Annotated in this window: 20 protein-coding genes; 10 read left to right on the forward strand and 10 right to left on the reverse strand. The window is 60.2% G+C overall.

Going from position 1 to position 17,548, the window contains the following annotated elements:
- Nucleotides 1-25: 25 nt before the first annotated feature.
- Genes LN415_01810 through LN415_01820 form a run of 3 tightly spaced genes read right to left on the reverse strand, consistent with a single transcriptional unit; the run spans nucleotide 26 to nucleotide 4,042 of the window.
- The gene (locus tag LN415_01810) at nucleotides 26-1,864 is read right to left on the reverse strand and encodes a hypothetical protein (protein ID MCJ2555829.1); all 1,839 of its coding nucleotides are present in this window, start codon (nucleotides 1,862-1,864) and stop codon (nucleotides 26-28) included.
- The gene (locus tag LN415_01815) at nucleotides 1,857-3,626 is read right to left on the reverse strand and encodes a type II/IV secretion system ATPase subunit (GenBank protein ID MCJ2555830.1); all 1,770 of its coding nucleotides are present in this window, start codon (nucleotides 3,624-3,626) and stop codon (nucleotides 1,857-1,859) included. Before LN415_01815 ends, LN415_01810 begins: the two co-directional genes overlap by 8 nt.
- Nucleotides 3,623-4,042: a hypothetical protein gene (locus tag LN415_01820; protein MCJ2555831.1), complete on the reverse strand. Its 420-nt coding sequence runs from the start codon at nucleotides 4,040-4,042 to the stop codon at nucleotides 3,623-3,625. Before LN415_01820 ends, LN415_01815 begins: the two co-directional genes overlap by 4 nt.
- 249 nt (nucleotides 4,043-4,291) lie before the next feature.
- Between LN415_01820 and LN415_01825 the strand changes: the two genes are divergently transcribed.
- The 3 genes from LN415_01825 (at nucleotide 4,292) to LN415_01835 (ending at nucleotide 6,318) form a co-directional block, all read left to right on the forward strand.
- Nucleotides 4,292-4,696: a hypothetical protein gene (locus LN415_01825; GenBank protein MCJ2555832.1), complete on the forward strand. Its 405-nt coding sequence runs from the start codon at nucleotides 4,292-4,294 to the stop codon at nucleotides 4,694-4,696.
- 1 nt (nucleotide 4,697) lies between these two features.
- Nucleotides 4,698-5,216 (forward strand): hypothetical protein, encoded by a 519-nt coding sequence (locus LN415_01830; protein ID MCJ2555833.1) that lies wholly within the window; start codon nucleotides 4,698-4,700, stop codon nucleotides 5,214-5,216.
- Nucleotides 5,217-5,397: 181 nt separating this feature from the next.
- On the forward strand, nucleotides 5,398-6,318 hold the full coding sequence (locus tag LN415_01835) for a hypothetical protein (GenBank protein MCJ2555834.1): 921 nt from the start codon (nucleotides 5,398-5,400) through the stop codon (nucleotides 6,316-6,318).
- Between the two features lie 28 nt (nucleotides 6,319-6,346).
- Here LN415_01835 and LN415_01840 read toward each other — a convergent pair whose 3' ends face one another.
- Nucleotides 6,347-6,859, reverse strand: coding sequence for a hypothetical protein (locus LN415_01840; GenBank protein MCJ2555835.1), 513 nt, complete (start codon nucleotides 6,857-6,859; stop codon nucleotides 6,347-6,349).
- A gap of 107 nt (nucleotides 6,860-6,966) precedes the next feature.
- Nucleotides 6,967-7,428 carry a hypothetical protein gene (locus tag LN415_01845; GenBank protein MCJ2555836.1) on the reverse strand — a complete coding sequence of 154 codons (462 nt, stop codon included), beginning with the start codon at nucleotides 7,426-7,428 and terminating at the stop codon, nucleotides 6,967-6,969.
- Between the two features lie 147 nt (nucleotides 7,429-7,575).
- On the opposite strand from LN415_01845, the gene LN415_01850 reads away from it, so the two are divergent.
- The 6 genes from LN415_01850 to LN415_01875 are packed head-to-tail and all read left to right on the forward strand — an operon-like array spanning nucleotide 7,576 to nucleotide 12,671.
- Nucleotides 7,576-7,716 carry a hypothetical protein gene (locus LN415_01850; protein MCJ2555837.1) on the forward strand — a complete coding sequence of 47 codons (141 nt, stop codon included), beginning with the start codon at nucleotides 7,576-7,578 and terminating at the stop codon, nucleotides 7,714-7,716.
- 51 nt (nucleotides 7,717-7,767) lie between these two features.
- Entirely contained in the window at nucleotides 7,768-9,858 is a 2,091-nt protein-coding gene (locus tag LN415_01855) for a minichromosome maintenance protein MCM (protein MCJ2555838.1), read from the forward strand.
- A gap of 10 nt (nucleotides 9,859-9,868) precedes the next feature.
- Nucleotides 9,869-10,150, forward strand: coding sequence for a DUF424 family protein (locus LN415_01860; protein MCJ2555839.1), 282 nt, complete (start codon nucleotides 9,869-9,871; stop codon nucleotides 10,148-10,150).
- A complete protein-coding gene (locus LN415_01865; GenBank protein ID MCJ2555840.1) occupies nucleotides 10,147-11,169 on the forward strand; it encodes a hypothetical protein in 1,023 nt (340 codons plus the stop codon). Before LN415_01860 ends, LN415_01865 begins: the two co-directional genes overlap by 4 nt.
- A gap of 30 nt (nucleotides 11,170-11,199) precedes the next feature.
- Nucleotides 11,200-12,075, forward strand: coding sequence for a fumarate hydratase (locus LN415_01870; GenBank protein MCJ2555841.1), 876 nt, complete (start codon nucleotides 11,200-11,202; stop codon nucleotides 12,073-12,075).
- Nucleotides 12,072-12,671: a FumA C-terminus/TtdB family hydratase beta subunit gene (locus LN415_01875; protein ID MCJ2555842.1), complete on the forward strand. Its 600-nt coding sequence runs from the start codon at nucleotides 12,072-12,074 to the stop codon at nucleotides 12,669-12,671. The genes LN415_01870 and LN415_01875 overlap by 4 nt, the downstream gene beginning before the upstream one ends.
- On the opposite strand, the gene LN415_01880 is transcribed toward LN415_01875, so the two are convergent.
- Nucleotides 12,668-13,819, reverse strand: a complete 1,152-nt coding sequence (locus LN415_01880; GenBank protein ID MCJ2555843.1) for an MFS transporter — start codon at nucleotides 13,817-13,819, stop codon at nucleotides 12,668-12,670. The two genes, LN415_01875 and LN415_01880, sit on opposite strands and share 4 nt — an antisense overlap.
- Before the next feature lie 74 nt (nucleotides 13,820-13,893).
- On the opposite strand from LN415_01880, the gene radB reads away from it, so the two are divergent.
- Nucleotides 13,894-14,556 carry a DNA repair and recombination protein RadB gene (gene radB, locus LN415_01885; protein MCJ2555844.1) on the forward strand — a complete coding sequence of 221 codons (663 nt, stop codon included), beginning with the start codon at nucleotides 13,894-13,896 and terminating at the stop codon, nucleotides 14,554-14,556.
- Here radB and LN415_01890 read toward each other — a convergent pair.
- The 4 genes from LN415_01890 to fni all read right to left on the reverse strand — a co-directional run bounded on the left by LN415_01890 (nucleotide 14,553) and on the right by fni (nucleotide 17,547).
- Nucleotides 14,553-15,038 carry a hypothetical protein gene (locus LN415_01890; GenBank protein MCJ2555845.1) on the reverse strand — a complete coding sequence of 162 codons (486 nt, stop codon included), beginning with the start codon at nucleotides 15,036-15,038 and terminating at the stop codon, nucleotides 14,553-14,555. The genes radB and LN415_01890 overlap by 4 nt on opposite strands.
- 3 nt (nucleotides 15,039-15,041) lie before the next feature.
- A complete protein-coding gene (locus tag LN415_01895; GenBank protein ID MCJ2555846.1) occupies nucleotides 15,042-15,362 on the reverse strand; it encodes a hypothetical protein in 321 nt (106 codons plus the stop codon).
- Nucleotides 15,363-15,451: 89 nt separating this feature from the next.
- Nucleotides 15,452-16,489 carry a polyprenyl synthetase family protein gene (locus LN415_01900; protein ID MCJ2555847.1) on the reverse strand — a complete coding sequence of 346 codons (1,038 nt, stop codon included), beginning with the start codon at nucleotides 16,487-16,489 and terminating at the stop codon, nucleotides 15,452-15,454.
- Nucleotides 16,486-17,547, reverse strand: a complete 1,062-nt coding sequence (gene fni, locus LN415_01905) for a type 2 isopentenyl-diphosphate Delta-isomerase (GenBank protein MCJ2555848.1) — start codon at nucleotides 17,545-17,547, stop codon at nucleotides 16,486-16,488. The genes LN415_01900 and fni overlap by 4 nt, the downstream gene beginning before the upstream one ends.
- Between the last annotated feature and the right edge of the window lies 1 nt (nucleotide 17,548).

Raw genomic sequence — 17,548 nt, forward strand, 5'->3', positions numbered from 1 at the left:
TGCTTTTCTTGAGCTTCCGCGACCCTCAGAGGACGCCAAAGAAGTACGAAGCGCACAGGAACGAGAGCGAGTACAGTGGTATCGACACGATGAGCCCCTTCCCGATTCTTGAGAGAGTCGTGGTGATGTCGCCTCCCTGAAGGCCTTCCGTGAAGTAGCTCGCCACCGCCAGGTTGCAACACAGGAGAGCTCCCAGGATCAGCACGAGAGCGGACGGTGTCATCCCTCCGGAGCCCGAGAAGTGAGCTTCCATGAGCAGGGACATCGAGGCCGTGACCCCGAGCACCAGGGGCGAGAAGAACGTGAGGGTGCTGTTCACCGTCTGGACTATCGGGCTCATCTCGTCCCTTGCATCTGCCTCGATCCTCGAGGTGTCCCTGAGGTCGGATGCGATCAGCTTGGCCACCGTTCCCGCCAGAATCCCGTCCTTCTGCGTGATGTCCACGACCGCCTTGAGATTCGATCCCAGAATGGGTTCATCCCGAATCACGCTTTCGCATGTCAGCGTCTCCCCGGCCGTGGTCGTGCCCCTCGACATGAGGAAGATGTCCCTGGTGATCCTCCCCGCCAGTTCCGTCCCTTCCATCCGTTCCGCGGTCTTCAGAAGCGCCTCCTCCAGGGGCTTTTCCGCCAGAAGGAAGTCGCCAAGAGACTCGAGCCCCTCCGAGACATCCTCGCGGGATACTTGCGGCATCGTGCCTTTCATCATCCTGCCCGTGAAGAGCATTGCGAGAGCTATCATCGAGGATGCGGACACAAGAACCACGAGGGACGAGACCGGCGTGGGCTCGAGAAGCCAGGCAGTCGCCACACCCAGGACGATCGTGATGGATGCGGCAGCAAGGAGGGCGGACATACCACGGAGGCCGAGCTGGAGACGGCCAGGGGAGGAGAACGGCCGCCTGGACAGAACCTCCCTGCAGTACAGGAGCATGCCCAATGGGAAGACTATGTCGAGAATCACTGCAATCGCGGCGGGGCTGAGAGCGCTTTCCCCGCTCATTCCTTCGCCAGCAATGCCCACGGGAGCCGCGACGGTGAGCGAGGACATGGGCAGCAGCGAGGCGATCATGACGGGAAGCACGATACCCAGAGCGAAGACAACGTTTATCGGCGCTTTGAGGGATGCGAGATATCCTTTGAGCTTCCTTCTCGTGTGCAGGTGGACAGGGGACATCAGGGAGCCGAGGTTGTCCCTGCGGCCCAGTCTCACGGCATCCGAGAACCGCCGTAGAGCCTCCTCGAGACCATCGTTTCTTCCCCTCCATTTCCGCACGTACTCGCCGAAATCCTCTGGGAGACTTCTTCCCTTCATGTGAACGTTCCAGATCATCCGCTGGAAGCCACCCTTCAGCATCCCCCTGGAGTTCTTCGCGGAGGAAAGGACCGCGTTCTCATAGGTCAGCGCCCCTCCCGCGCCGCCGATCAGATAGCTCATCACCTCTGGAGCCTCCCTGAGGGACGATTTCTCGATCCTCGCGGCGAGCGTTGCCGGATACGACAGGAACGTTCTCTGGAGAAGCAATGGGAGGATGAGAGCGAGAACGATGTAGATGGAGTGCGGGTGAAGCACCGCGAGGACCGGGACCGCCAGAAGAGAGCAGAGGAGGACCAGTCGTCCACCGGAGACCACCTCTCCAGGCCTCAGCCCTAGCCCCACGAAGGCGATGTCGTCCTCGATCGATCTCATGTCATAATCCAGCATCGACTTCAGCTTCGAAAGGGCCGGGACAAGCCGCTTCTTGGCGCCTGACCGAGCCGTCCGGGCCGGGGCCGGGCTTGGCTTCGTCCTGCACCGCAGAGGTCCGAGCGTGCGGTGTGCAAGCCTGCAGAGCCTCGTGAATGCTACCCCGGGCCTAGACATACACGGCCCTCACATCCATCCATTCCTTCCACTGCGCAACCAGGTCGCTGCCGGAGTAGCCCTCCTCGATGAGGGATGAGAAGACCGAGTTCGCCAGTGAGACGAGCTTCGCGGAGAGCAGCTTCGTCCCCAGCCTGCGGGCGAGCTCGACGACGTGGAGCTTACACTCAGCCCTAGCGTGGATGTTAGCAAGAGCTTCACCGTAGCTCATCCCCCAGGAGTTCGCAATCTCTCGAATCTTGTTGGAACCTTGAAGGAAGACATCGGTCTCGACAAGAGAGTCCTGCGAGATGCTGAACCTCATCAGGGGGAGGAACCTGCCATCATAGGATTCCTTGCAGAGCTCGGAGATCTCGATCACCCTGCGTCTGGAGTTCTGCGTTCCCCTCGGCCGGAACAGTCCCGCGACGATGACGATATCAGTGGCCGAGAAGGACTGCGGAGGAATGCCCAGGTCGTGGACAACTCGCTCGAACACGCTCCTGGATGAGCTTCCGTGGATCGTTCCGAGGACTGCCGAGCCCGCGGTTCCCACCCGCATCGCCTCGTAGAGCGTCTTGGCTTCCTCCCCCCTGACCTCCCCGAGGACCAGGGCCGATTCGCCCAAGCGGAGAGAGACCCTTAGCGCCTTCTCCGCTGTCATCCGGTTCGACGACTGCCCGGAACCGACATACAGGCCCTGGATCTTGTACCCGAGGCGGCGGAGCTCCGCGCACGGGAGCTCCAGTGTGTCCTCGATCGTGAGAACGCGCTGGCTGGTCGGGAACTCGAACATCATCGCTCCCAAGAGGGAGGACTTCCCCGCCCCGCGACTGCCCGTGACGAGTATCGTGGCATTCCCGTCGATGAGGAACGAGATGAGACCGGCGGCTAGCGGCGTCAGACTCCTGTGATAGACCAACTTCGTGAGCGTCCAGGGGTCCGTGGAGTGCCTGCGAACGGCGAGGGCTATCCCGTCTGGGCTGAGCGGTGGTGCGACGGCCGTCAACCTGGCGTTCATGTCACCGAGGTCCGTCTCAAGGATCGGGCTCCTCTCCGAGAACGGCTTCCCGCTCATGATGAGGAGCTTGGAGATGATGTTACGCAGGCCCGTTTCGCACATGAGGATGTTCGACCTGCATCTCTGATGCGATCTTCCTCCCCCGGCGTCGGCAACCGTGAGATGGAGCGGCACCTTTTCGCAGGGTGCGTCGAGAAAGATGTCCTGAACGTTGGAATCGGCAAGGAGGATCTCGAGGATTCCCAGCCCGGCGGTGTTCCTCTCCAGAAGGACCGCCAGAAAGCGAGACCGACGCAATCGCTCGGCCTTCCCCAGGGTTCTGGGCAGATGGAGCGCGATCAGGTGTTCCGCCCGATTCCTGATGTAGCGTCTCACCTGGGCGGCGTTGCCGAGATCGAGATTCGAGGGCAGGACGGACCAGATCTCATCCACGACGTTCCAGAGGATCGAGAGCTCATCCTCGGGTACTTCGAATGAGGGCGGAGAGAGCCAGTAGAGGAAATCGGGGGAATTCTCCAGACGGAAGATCTGGATGCGAGACTCTTCGACGGCATAGCTGCTGGTCACCTCGAGATGCTCAGGAGGGTCGCCGAGGACCCAGAAGGAGACGAAGAAGGGCTTCCACTTCTGGTCCCTGGCAAGGAGCCGGCCGATTGACCGTTGGATGGCACTTGTGTCTATCCTTCTGATCCTGAGAGCCGCGTGGGCGTAGGGGTCTCGCAGCGCGGTGGAGGTTCTCGAAGTCCTTTCGGCCGAGGTCACCCCTCCACGATTCCAAGGCCTACCCTGAGAGCGAACCGTCTGAGGAGCATCGCCTCGTCAAGGATGATGAGGGCATCCGTCTTCGTCTGGAAAAGGCACAATTCGCACCTGGGTCCGCCATCCTCCTTAGCGATCTCAAGCATCTTCCTCAGCGTCGAGAAGAAATCGGTGAGCCCGCTAAGGAACGCGGCCTCCAATTCGACAAACAGCCTCCTCGGGTCCAGCTGACATCCGCGGCATTGCTTCAACTCCTTCTTCGGCCGGCAGCGCTGGTTCAGCTCCGCCCTGATCGCTGAGAGGGCGTCCAACAGGCTCCTCATCCTGGACAGGAGCTCCACGCTCAGCGTCGTGTACATCTTCACAATGGTTCCGGAGAGAACCACTCTCTCGATCCTCAGCCTGGAGTCGAAGGCCAATAACGAACCTGTGAAGCACCTCTGCTTCCTCAGATCGGGCCGGGCGTCGCATCCCGTGCAGTCGATCTCGAGAAGGTTCCTCTCTTTTGAATACTCCGCCCTGCATATGTCCAGGCCGACATCCCTCCGAACGCATATGCAACTTCCGTGAGGGTTAAAAACCTTCTTGGCAAGATATTTACCCAGTCCCCCGTTAGTAATAGCATGTGGAGGGACGAGAGAGCAATTTCGCACATTCTGGAGGAGCTCGTGGCACTGGTGGTAATCCTCACGGCGCTGGGCCTGCTCCTGGTGAGCCTGCAGGGGAGATACGTGAACGAGATCGACACGCTGAAGGCACTGGAAATGAAGGAGGATGCAAGGGGTCTCCTTGAGAAGATCGTTTCCCACCCTCGGCTGACCAAGGACGGGGAATACCTCCTGCTGGACCAATGCTCTCTGATCAACGTGTCCGTTGAGCGGTTGGGAGAGATCCTCCAGACGCCGTACGAGTTCCGATTGGCGATATATGACGTGACGAACTCGACGGGCAGGTCCTTCCAGACTTCCGCGCCGTTCGGGAATGTCATCGGATCGACGACTAGCTGCAACGTCTGGATCCGACAGGGGGAGGTCCACGCCGCTCGGGTGTCGATCCTCATTTGGAGAGGGTGAGATGAACAGTACGGGTCAGCTGGCCGTCACGGATGCGCTTATCTTCCTGCTGATCGCGAGCCTGATCGTGTCCTTCTCGCTGATGGGCATGTCCGGGCATCTGGAGATCTCGGAAATCCACTCCGCGGCGGACATGAAGGACTACGCGGAGGACACGTTCATCGTCCTGATGCGCAGCACGCTAGACCTGGAACGTTGCGGGGCGAACCACACGCAGGCGGTCGACAGATACATCCTGCTCAGGACCAGCTCGCAAGACAGTGGGGAGTCGACGGAGCCACTGATTGAATGCAATCTGCTCGTGCACGAACTCGCGAGGAATCTGATACTGGAAAGGTACTGCTTCCTCCTCTCTTCCAGCTACATCAACGAATCCTCGGGAGGGCTCACGAAGATCGTGTTCGCCCCGGAAGAGAGTGACCCGCCGAGCGAGCACTTCCGGCTGAGCTGGGCCTACCCGATGATTGGTTTCGGGAAGTCAGGCGAAGCTATCGTCAGTCTTGATCTCTGGCGAAGGTAGCGGGGAAACCGGCAGGCCTCATGAACGATCCCGGGATCCAGATGGAACTCTGCATGATAGGCACGGGCGCCTTCGGTCGTTACGGGCGCACCTCGGCAACATTATTACTCCGGTATGCATGTGGTTCCTCAGAGGAGAAACCATGCCAACAAGGGTAGGATTCCAATTTGGGGAAGGGTCGATGGGCAAGCGGCTATTCGGTAGGAAGGATGGAGGAGTGTCGATGGGCAAGCTCATCATCACTGGCTTGATTGTCGTAGTCTTCGTCTTCTTGCTCGTGGGAGGCTTTGTGAACGTTCCCGCTGGTCACAAGGGCGTCATCGTGGCCGCGCCGGCAGGACCGGACGAGGTCGAGATAAGCGAGGGATGGCACTGGAACCCGTACTATGCCCTGTCCAGCATCGAGATCATCCGCTACAACACGCAGACCAGGGACATGAGCGCGTCACAGGGAAGCACGCTGACAGTGAGATCATCCGACAACCTGGACATACGAATGGACGTCTCTCTCATCTGGAGGATGGAGCCCGACAAGGTCGCCGACGTCAGGATCGAGAGAGGTGACATTCTCGACCTCGTCGACAGGTACCTCAGGACCGTGCCCAGGAACGTGGCGAGCAACTACACGGGAGAGTACATCGGCGGAGAGGGAAGGATGGTCGTCGAGGAAGAGACGCGAGTGGTGATCAAGCAGGAGCTGGATGCATACGACGTGGTCGTGGAGGACTTCCTGATAAGATCGATAGACCTTCCCACGACGCTCGACGTGGCCATCGAGGAGAAGAAAGCGGCGGAGCAGAAGGTGATCACGGCAGAGTTCAACAGGAACGTCACCATCATAAACGCGGACGCGGAGAGGCTACAGGCCATTCTCGAGGCGGAAGGCATCAGGAACGCGACGATAATAATGGCGAACGGAACCGCCGAGGCCGTGAGGATGGTCATGGAACAGCTGCAGATCTCGGACCCCAGTCTGGCCAATGTGACCGAGGCCTACCTTACGCTCCTCTACATCCAGGCGCTGACGAACCCGGACAGCAACATCCAGTACATCATAATCACGGACGGCGGGACCCCGATAATCATCCAGCCGCGGCCTTAGGCGGGCACGGGCGGACCTGCGCAGAGCGCTACGTATACCAGTCCTCGCCTCCAACCTTGCTGCTTGAGGCTCTCCATAGGATGACGAGTTCGTAGTGGCTTCCTGGCTTGCACGTAATCGTGAAGAAATCACCGACGGACAGGCTATACCCACCGTCCACGTCGGTGAAGGACAGGGGAGGGGGCGTCCCTTCATCTAGCGGGGCGATTCTGTCCAACCAAGTGCCGTTCTCCAGGAGTATCGCCTCGAAGTCATCCAGAAGCTCAAAGGACGAGACCCCTGCAACGGCCACGCTCCATTGATTACCGGCCGATAGTTCCGGGACGTCCAGTATTACGACTGGCTCATATGATCCGTCATAACCAATCAATCCGCTGACCATGACGTACAGGACGGCACTCATGACAACGGACGCGATGATGAAAACCGCCACGACCACAACGATGATTGTCAGGGCCGTCTTGTCATCACGCTTCTGGGGCACCCACGGTCCAGGGTAAGGGTAGGTCTGCAAGGCGCACAGAATCGTTCGTATCGACATCCCTCCGAACCTCCGTAGGGTCCACGCGAGTTGCAGAATATAAGTGTTTACCTTCAGGCGCGTCCAGCATCTTCACAGGTGAAAGAAGCTCGGGCGGACGTCATGGCCTACGTCTGCCACTCCACGGAGTCCAGTATCTCCATGTCGGTCCGATGGACGAGCGTGAAGGAATAGCCGCTCTTGGATTCGCAGGTCAGCCTGAAGTAGTCATCGGACGACAGACGCCAATCTCCATCGTGGTCGATGAACGTGATTCCGGGAGATGAGCCGGTCAACGGCTCCAGCGTGATCGTGTAGGAGTCGTCTTCGTCCAGTGTCGCCACATAGTAGTACAGGCTCCGGGTTGGATTGGCCGACTCGACCATGACCTCCCAAACGTTGCCACCGATTGCCCTGGCCTTCGAGAGCCGCGTTTCGGAAACCTCGCCCGAGCCAGGCAACAGGATATAGAAGTAGAACATGGCCGCTGAGACCATGATAACGATGACAATGAGGATGCCGACGATCCCCGATGCGGACGCACGGGCTCCAGTCGAGTTAGGGACTCTACGGCATGCTTGTCCGGTCAACCGCGTCAATCGCAAAAGTATCCCTCTTAACTTCGATATGAGAGTCGACTTGTGGCAATATAACAGTTCTCTTCTAAATATCACATTCACACACCTCCCGCTCGAAGCCTTATACGCTCCGCCCGCGTCGTCAGGTGCAGTGATAGCATGGAGGTTCTCGATAGGAACAGCACGACATCCAACGCCTCGTGCCAGTGCAGGGAGCCGTGCCCCGACTGCTCCTCCCCGCTCATGTCCTCGGGGAACTGCGGGTTCTGCCCGAGCTGCGGGTTCTCGGAGTGCGGCTGACAAGGATTAATAGGAGGGTGCCGATACCCTACTAATTAGGGGGAGGTCATTGTGATTCAGTACACGGACGAGGAGCTACTATCGAAGTGGGAGGAGTTCTTCGATCAGCACGGCTACGAGTCGAAGATAACAGCGATAGCCGACGTCTTCCCTCAGAAGAAGAGCCTGGACGTCACGTTCGAGGATCTAGACAGATACGATTCCGATTTTGCCATACATTCCCTGAGGAACCCCGCGCGGGCCGTCTCGGCCGGCGAGGAGGCGATCACGAGCGTGGTCCCGCCAACGGACGAGGACGTGTCGATCCACCTGAGGATGAGGGGTCTCCCGCGCGACCGGAGGATTATGATCCGCGACCTGAGGAGCAAGCACGTCGGGCGGTTCATCGCCATCGAGGGGTTGGTCCGGAAAGCGACAGAGGTCCGGCCCATGATAGTCGAGGCCATGTTCGAGTGCATGAGGTGCGGACACAAGTTCACCACGAGGCAGGAGGGGGTGGCGTTCCGCGAACCCTTGGAGTGCCCGGAGGGCGGCTGCGGCAAGAGCGCGAGCTCCACCCGATTCAATCTCATCCTCGACCAGTCCAAGTTCATCGACACTCAGAAGATCGAGGTCCAGGAGAAGCCTGAGATACTGAAGGGCGGCGCGCAGCCGGAGAGGCTGACCGCGTACTGCGTGGACGACCTCGCCGGGGTCATCACGCCCGGCGACAGGGTGGTACTAAACGGCGAGCTGAAGAGCGTCCAGAGGACGAAGATGCGTACCAAGTCGACCGTGTTCGACATCTTCGTTGACGCCAACAGCGTGGAGTCCGAGCAGTTGCAGTTCAAGGAGATCGAGGTCACCGATGAGGACGTCGCGAGGATCAAGGAGGTCGCAACTGACGAGAGGATAGTCGAGAACATAATCTCCTCGATATCCCCGGTCATATTCGGACTGACGACGGAGAAGGAGGCGCTCGTGCTGCAGCTCTTCGGCGGGGTGGCGAAGGAGATGCCCGACGGCACGAGGATCCGAGGGGACATACACGTACTCCTCGTCGGCGACCCAGGTACGGGGAAGAGCCAGCTGCTGACGTACATGAGCCAACTCTCCCCGCGGTCCGTCTACACGGCGGGGAAGGCGTCGTCCGCGGCGGGCCTCACGGCAGCAGCGGTGCGCGACGAGTTCGGCGAGGGGCGGTGGACGCTCGAGGCGGGCGCGATGGTCCTGGGCGACGGCGGGCTGGTGTGCATCGATGAGATAGAGAAGATGAACCCGCAGGACAGGGACGCCATACACCTGGGGATGGAGCAGCAGTTCATATCCATCTCGAAAGCGGGGATAACCGCCACGCTCCCGACGCGCTGCGCGGTACTGGCCGCCGCGAACCCGCGTTTCGGCAGGTTCGACGAGCACAAGTTCATCTCGGAGCAGATAGAGCTCTCCCCGACGCTGCTTTCGCGTTTTGACGTCATATTCTCCATACTCGACATCCCGGAGTCCAGAAGGGACATGGATATGGCCGACCATATGTTGAAGGGGCACCTTGTCGGCGAGCTGAGGAAGAGGATGAAGGAGGGCATCCGCACGGACATACCCGACACCGAGGTGTTCGAGCCCTACTTCGAACCGGAGTTCCTGCGCAAGTACGTGGCCTACGCGAAGGAGATCAGTCCCGTCCTCACGCCCGAGGCGATGGCTATCATAAAGGAGAAGTACCTGGAGATAAGGAAGCAGGGCGAGGCGGAGGGCTCGGCCGTTCCCATCACTCCGAGGCAGCTCGAGGCGTTCGTGAGGCTGGCGGAGGCGAGCGCGAGAGCGCGATTGAGCGAGTCCGTGACGGAGGACGACGCCAGGCGGTCGGTCAGGATCGTCGAGTACTGGCTCCGCAAGGTCGCCGGCGAGGCGGGGAGGTTCGACATCGACATAATCGTCACGGGCACGAGCACGTCGCAGCGTGAGCATATGTTGGCGCTCAGGGACATAATCCGCGAGCTGTCGGGAGAGGAGGACAGCGCCGACATCTCGGACATCATCTCCATGGCGGAGGAGAAGGGCATACACTCCAGCAGGGTCGAGTCCCTCCTGAAGCGATGGAGTCAAGAAGGAGAAGTCTATTCACCATCCAAGAACAGGTACAAGCTTGTTGGTAGGCGATAGACTGATCTGCGTGCGAACTTACACAAAGGGCGTCGAGCTCCTCCTCGCGGCGTGCGACAGCGATATTCTCGGGAAAACGTTCAAGGACGGCGAGCTGCAGATAGAGTGCGGCCGCTTCTACGACGGTGAGGAGGTCTCCGTCGAGGAGTTCACTGCCCAGCTGCGCCAGTGCACGATAGCCAACCTCGTGGGCAAGAAGACCGTGGAGGCGGCCATCAGCGAGGGGTTCGTGGACGAGAACTGCGTCATCTGGATAGGCGGCGTCCCGCACGCCCAGATGGTGATGATGTGAGCTACTGCGTGGAGTGCGGGAAGGAGGGCGAGACCCACGACAGCCTCTGCGCGGCGTGTTTTGACGAGAGGCACAAGCTCGTGCAGGTCCCGGAGCACGTGGACATCACGCTGTGCGCCCACTGCGGTGCCCACCAACGGGGTGCGAACTGGTTCCGCGTGGACAAGCAGGAGGCGATACGGCACGCCTTGGAGGGGGCGGTCGAGATCGAAACGGTCGCGCAGCTGGACGTGATGGACGTCAGCCTGCGGGAGGAGGACGAGAGGAACTTCACGGCGGACCTCCAGTTCATTCTCAAGATTGATAATACGGACTTCAGGCGGGAGGGGAGGACGCGGGTGCGGATCAAGCAGGGCGTGTGCATGAACTGCTCCAAGCAGAAGGGGCTGTACTTCGAAGCCGTCCTTCAAGTGAGGCCGCCCGAGGGCGGGGTGGAGAAGGAACTTGTCGAGAAGGCGGCCGAGATCATCCACTCCGAGGTCGAGCGGGCCGCGGACAACGTCTTCATCAGCAAGGAGGAGAGCCTGCACGGCGGCATGGACTTCTATCTGGGCAGCAAGGGCGCCGCGAAGAGGATAGCCAAGCTGCTGCAGTCGAGGTTCGGCGGGGAGGTGACTACCTCTTCGACGCTCCAAGGCCGCAAGGCTGGAAAGGACGTCTACAGGATGACGTTCCTGTTTCGGTTCCCCAGGTTTCAAGCGGGTTCGGTGCTGAAGGTTGGCGGCAAGCTGGTCCAGATCGTCGGCCTTGGCCCGCCGATCACGATCGCAGATCTCGCGACGCTGCAGGAGAGCACGATCCCCGCCGCGGAGCTCAAGTCCGCCCGAGAGGCTGATGCGAAAACGATCACCGCCATAGTCGTCTCGAGGGACGAGAACGAGGTCCAGGTGATGGACCCGGAGACGATGAGGACGATCACGCTGCTCCGCCCGCCAGGGGTGGATGAGGATGCTGAGGAGATGCTGGTCGTGAAGACCGCAGAGGGAGTCTATCCGTCCTGCCTGCAAAGAATTAATTAGTCCTCCGCCATCACCGAGCGGGGGAGGACGATGATTCCTGAGGATAGCATCAAGGAAGCTTGTGTTGAGATATTGAGGCGATCCGCCACGCAGCTGCCGATGGACGCCGTGAACGCGCTGAGGCAGGGCTACGAGAACGAGACGGACGATGTCCCGAGGATGCAGCTGAAGGCGATACTGGACAACATCGACCTCGCTGTGAAGACGGGAACCCCGATGTGCCAGGACACTGGCGTGCACATATTCTTCGTCAACATAGGCAAGGTCGACGTCAACGGACTGGACAGCGTGATCAATGAGGCTGTGGCAGAGGCTACCGAGTCCGTTCCGCTGAGACCGAACGCCGTCCACCCGCTCACGCGCAAGAACCCGGGCACGAACGTGGGCGTGAGGATGCCCTACATCAACTACCACTTCTCGGACAACGACTACCTCGAGATCGGCGTTATGCCCAAGGGCGCTGGGTCGGAGAACATGAGCCGCCTGGCGATGTTGACGCCCGCGAAGGGGTTGAAGGGCATCAAGGAGTTCGCGCTCGAAACGATGCTCAAAGCAGGCGGGAAGCCGTGCCCGCCAGTGATCTTCGGACTCGGGATCGGCGGCTCGGCGGACATCGCGATGCACCTGGGAAAGCAGGCCCTGCTGCGCCCGCTGGGCGAAAGACACCCGGAGGAGGATATCGCGAACCTCGAGCAGGAGATTCTCGCCGCGATAAACGACCTCGGCATCGGCCCGATGGGAATGGGCGGGAACACCACGCTGCTCGGCGTGAGCGCTGAGTACGCGCACTGCCATACCGCAAGCCTACCGGTCGCGATCAACATCCAGTGCTGGGCGGCCCGCCGGTCGATCGTGAGGATGTATCCAGATGGCCTAACAGAATACCCGCTGGAGGTGATCCAGTGAGTGAGAAGCACTTGACGGTTCCGCTGAGCGAGGAGGACGTCCGCTCCCTCGACGCGGGCGACATCGTCTACCTCGACGGCATCGTCTACACGGGCAGGGACGAGGTGCACATCCACGCGCTCGAGCACGCGAAGGAGGGCAAGGAGATTCCGGTCGACTTCAAGGACGGGGTCATCTTCCACTGCGGGCCGATAATGAAGAAGGATGGAGACAAGTGGGTAACTGTCGCGGCGGGGCCGACGACGAGCTCGAGGATGAATTCCCTCGAACCCGAGTTCATAGAGAAGTTCGGCGTGCGCGCCGTGATAGGCAAGGGCGGCATGTCCGCTCCTACGATCGAGGCGTGCCAGAAGTTCGGCTGCGTGTACTTCGCCATCACGGGCGGGGCGGCTGTGTCGATCGCCAAAGGCGTCGAGGACGTGCTCGGTGTGGAGTGGTTCGAGCTCGGCATGCCCGAGGCCATATGGATCCTCAAGACGAAGAACCTGGGCCCGCTCATCGTGGGGATCGACACGAAGGGCAACAGCCTCTTCGCGGACGTGGACAAGGAAGTGGAGGCGAACATCCCGAAAGCGAGGGAGAAGCTCGGGATCTAGGACCTCTTCGCGAGAATCCTCTTCATCCAGACCATAATCACTATCCCGAGCAGAGTGAGTAGCGCCGAGGCGAGATACAAGGGTCCCACTCCCATGGAGAAATAAACACCAGCGAAGAGCACGGGAGAAATGGCGTAGCCCGCAAACCTGGAGCTGTTGAAGAGAGAGGCCACGGCTCCCCGCCGCTCGGGGACTATCTCGACCGTCAACGTGAGCAGCGAGGCCCAGACCGCCGCTGCAGCGCAACCGACGACGACCATGGCAAGAATGAAGCCCCAGAATCCCGAGGCGAAGTAGAAGATGAGCATGCCTACGGACGTGAAGACGAAGCCTATCGAGCCCGTCCTGAACCGCCCGATCTTGTCGACAAGCATGCCCGCAAAGGGAGAGATTATCACTCCGCCAATGCCACCAGCGAAGAGTACGATGCCGATGGTCGCGGGATCGTAGAAGTAAGGATTGAGTGATAGCGCGTCCGAGGTGTAGGAGATGACGCCGATGAAGACGAAGAAGGTGAGGAATCCCGCCGCGCAGAGGGCAATGACGCCCGGGTCGGTCGCTATCTTGCGAATCGAAACATCGGACTTCTGGCGGGCGTGCTTCTCCTCTCCGCCGCGGAAGGCAACCTGTATGGCGACGAAGACGAGCACCGCGAGCAAGGCGATGAGATAGAACGTCCACCGCCAGTCGATCGTGTTCATGAATCCTGCGATGAGCGGCCCAGTGGACACCGCTGCGGCAGTCACGGCCCCGAAGATACCCATGGAGACGCCGCGCCTGTCATCACGCGTGAAGTCTCCCACGATGGCGTGAAGGACGGGTGTCACGAACGCGAACCCGAGGCCTTGCACGAACCTCCCGCCCAGGAAGGCATTGATATCTGGAGCCCAGCCGCAGAGGAACGATCCGACGGAGTATATCAGGAAACCCGAGGCGACGACCGCCTTCCGACCCAGATGATCCGATATCGTTCCGGAGAAGAGCTGGAAGAGGACGAACGGGATCATATAGACGGGAATGGAGAGAAGAATCTGCTCGATTCCGACTCCGTATGCATCCTTGAGAGGTTCGATCAGCGCAAGGATTGTGTTCCCCGCGAGCGGGCCGATGAACCCGCCCATGTACGCGACGAGAAGTCTCCTGTCCACCACGCCACGAAAAAGGAATGGACCCCATATAGACTTGCGGTTCAGTTAAATACACTCCTGACCTTTTCGTATATGTGAAGTTCCCGCTGGAGTGCAGAACCATCGACGAGATGCTGGCTGGAGGAATCGAGGGCAGTTGCATAACCCTCATCTACGGGGAGGGAGGCAGCGGCAAGACCAACTTCGTCCTGCAGCTCGCGAGGAACATCGCGAGGGAGAACAAGGTGCTCTTCATCGACACCGAGGGCGTCTCGATCGAGCGGCTGAAGCAGATGAGCGGGGACGAGCACGAGCATATCCTGAAGAACATCCTTTTCTCCGAGCCCTACACGTTCAGCGAGCAGCGGAAGATCGTCGAGAAAGCGACCAACCTTGCGGAGAAGAACAAGGACGTCGGCGGAATAATCGTCGATTCCGCCACGACATACTACAGGCTGACGAGGCTCCAAGATGAGTTCCGGGAGAGGAAGAACCTCGCGGACCAGGTGACGAAGCTGCTTAGGATCTCGCGGACCCGTGACATACCCGTCGTGCTCACGAGCCAGGTCTACACGGACATAAAGACGGGGACATACGAGCCCCTGGGCGGTCACATGCTCTCGCACAACGCGAAGACGATAATCAGCCTCGAGAAGACGGGGCCGCACAAACGGCAAGCGGTTCTGATGAAGCACAGGCACCTGGCAGAGGGACTGGTGGCTCCCTTCACGCTGACCGACAAGGGCCTTGAGTGCTAGGCGGTCATCTTTTCGACGATTTTCCTTTCTTGGTGGCTCTCCAGAATGCTCATCGCCAGGTCGTGGAAGGCGGCCTCCACGTTGTCACCGGTCCTGGCACTCGTGAAAGTGACGCCCGAGCCCGCATTGATCGCCTCCATGACGTCGTCCCTGCTGAACTCGAATTCGTCGTGCTGGTCGGCCTTGTTCACCAGAATGTGTATGGGCACGTCCCCGGCGACCTCGAGGCCGTCGTCGATCCAGCCCTCCAGTCCTTCGAGCGTGGACTTCTTGGTCACGTCGCAGACGGCGATTATGCCCTGTGCCCCGTGGACGTACGAGCTCATCAGGAGGTCGGCCAGGCCCTTGTTCCCCATGATGTCCCACACGGTCATGTCCACACGGACTTCCCTTCCGTCACCAGGATGCTCCAGGACGAGCGCCTTCTTTGAGACTTTCGAGCCCATCGTCTTGAGGTACCCGTCATCGAACTGGTCGAGCACATATCACCTGATCAGACTGCTCTTGCCCACCGCTTTGTCGCCGACAAGGCAGACCTTCATCTTGATCTTGTCCTCGTTTCCGATCTCCATAGTCGAGAATCTGTGTTCCATTCCCATCCCTTCCAAGGCTAGCTTCACGTTTAGGAGCTTCTCCGTGACGTCCTTGAGGGCGACTGGGTCGTTCTCTGTGTCCTTGGGCCATTTCATTATGAAGGCGGATTTCCCCTTGAGAGGGACCCATTCGTCGTCCTTCATCACGTCGATGAGCTCGTCTGGAAGAGCGCCGTTCTCCTCCAGAAGCAGGCATGTGACCATCTCGGGCATCTGACCTACCACTCCAGTGTGTAAGTCGTGCCGATTGGATTATATCTTCATTTCCGCGCAGTTATCGGGTCTGATAACGACCTGGCTGGTCACTTCTCCCTCGAAAGCATATGGTCGGAAGCGATCTGCATGTTTTCCCTGAGCGGCGACGGGAGCTCCTCCAGCGTCTGGTTGCACTTGACGAGGAACTCCTGCGCGATGTCTTCTGCCCGTTCTTGCGCTCCGTGCTTCCTGAATATCTCGAAGGCCCTCTGCACGTCTGCGTCGCTGGTGTCGGTGCGCGGCCTGTCCAGTATCGTGAAGAGCTCCTCCCTCTCCTCGTCCGTGCACCGCTCCGAGGCTATCACGACGAGCAGGCTCCTCTTCCCCTCCTTCACGTCGGAACCCTTCTGGCCTCTGCCCTTTCCCATGGTCATGTCGATGACGTCGTCCCTGATCTGGAACACGGGACCGATGTGCTTGCCGTAGCTCTCCAGCGTGTCGAGGACGTCCTCCGATGCCCCGCCAATTACCGCTCCACCCTGCACCGGGCATGCCAGGTAGTAGCCGGTCTTCTCGATGACTGTCTCAAGGTACTCGTCCGCGGTGAGGTCATTCCTCTGGCGGGCCGAGATGTCCATCGCTTGGCCCTCGCCCGTGTGGCTGACGGTATCCGTCAAGAGCTTCAGGAGCCGAAGAACGCGGTTCTCCGCGACGCCCCGCTCCAGCGTCCCGAGGGCCGCCTCGTACATCTTCGCGAAGAGGTAATCGCCCACGTTGATCCCATGGTCGACCCCGTACTCCTTCCAAACCGAGGGGCGGTCGTGCCTGAAGTCGTCCCCGTCCTGGATGTCATCGTGCGTGAGGAGGAAGTTGTGCAGGAGCTCCGATGCCACAGCAAAGGGCATCGCCTGCTCGACCGTCCCGCCCAGGCTCTCGCAGGCCAACAGGGCAAGGACAGGTCTGATCCTCTTCCCGCGGTACTTCTTGTCCTCGACGTCCAGGCCGAGAGAGTAGAACATCGCGTCGTGCAGGTTCGGCACCTGCCTCTTGACTTCCAGGAACGTCTCCATCTCCCGCTCGACTGGCAGTACCATTTCGGCGAGATAGGCCTTGAAATCGTCGACCGTCCTTCCCTGAGGACTCAACCGAGAACCTCCGTCTCCTTGAACCAGCCGGCCGTGTTACCCTGAACGACGTACTCCCTTGTGGCAAGCTCCTCCACATCTGACGAGCCTGTAAGGAACATGGCCGCCCGCAGCTCGTTGATTATTACCGTGAGCTCGGACTCGACGGCCTTGTACGACTCCTTCGCCGCTGGCAGGAGGCGGGACGCCATTCCCGCGCAAGAGGCCCCCAGAGCGACCGCTCGAGCGACGTCTAGACCGTTCTGGACACCGCCCGTGGCGATGACGGGGAGCCCCACGTTCGCCCAGACAACGGAGACGGGCGTCGGGATGCCCCAGTTCCAGTACAGCTTTCCGAGCTCCTGCTTCCTCTGATCGTGAACCTTCTTCGCGCGATAGAACTCGACTGCCGACCAGCTGGTCCCGCCGAGCCCGCCGACGTCTATGCCCACGACGCCCGCCTTCTTCAGTGCGATGGCGACGTCACGGGAGATTCCCGCCCCGGTCTCCTTGGCCAGGATGGGGAAGACCCTGGCGATGGCGGATATGGCCTTCAGGCAACCCTTCGCCTTCAGGTCGCCCTCGGGCTGCGCGATCTCCTGAAGGAAGTTCAGATGAACCGCCAGAACGTCCGCGTCGATCATTGTCACCGCCCTCTGCACATCCTCGAGATCCAGGGGTTTCTCGCTGGGCTGCGGAATGAGCTGCGGCGCGCCCACGTTGCTGATCACGAGCGGGATCTCGTGCTCCTTGAGGACGGAGAAGGTGTCTTCCAGTGTCGGATCCGCCAGCGCCTGTCTCTGGCTCCCGACGCCCATGCCGATGCCAACGGCGGCGGCGGCCTTCGCGAGGTTCTCGTTTATCTTCCTGGCCTCCTTGAACCCGCCTGTCATGGCGGATATGATGAGGGGGGCGGACAGCGTCTTCCCGAAGATCTCGACGCCTGAGTCAATCTCATCCACATCGATCTCGGGCAGGGCCTTGTGAACGAGGACGATGTCGTCCCAGTAGCGATAATCGGCGTCAACGTCCTCTTCCGAAACTATCTCAACGTGTTCCCTCTTCCTGTTCTGAGTCATT

Source organism: Candidatus Thermoplasmatota archaeon (assembly GCA_022848865.1).
Lineage (GTDB): Archaea > Thermoplasmatota > Thermoplasmata > RBG-16-68-12 > JAGMCJ01 > JAGMCJ01.